1 protein-coding gene is annotated in these 240 nt (G+C 53.3%); it reads right to left on the bottom strand.

From position 1 onward, the window contains the following. A partial coding sequence (locus QP437_RS10370; protein WP_285267781.1) for a MarR family transcriptional regulator occupies positions 1–240 on the bottom strand: 240 nt, incomplete at both ends.

Genomic DNA, 240 nt, shown 5'->3' with positions numbered 1-240 from the left:
GGTGGTAAGTTTTACCAGTACGCCGCGCTTGTCATTCGGGTTCGGCAACCTTTCCACCCAGCCTTTACAGACCAGGCGATCCAGCATACGGGTCAGTGCTCCCAGGTCGACCGACAATACCTTTTTCAGTTCAACCGGAGTAATACACGCCGCGCAGCGGATAGAGCAGAGCACCTTAAACTGTGCCGCGGTAATATCCAGCGGAGACAGATACTCGTTAAGCAGACGATCTTTCTTCTG

It is taken from the genome of Haemophilus sp. UMB1048 (genome assembly GCF_030218125.1).
GTDB lineage: Bacteria > Pseudomonadota > Gammaproteobacteria > Enterobacterales > Pasteurellaceae > Haemophilus_D.
This window is presented reverse-complemented; position numbering and strand designations above follow the sequence as displayed.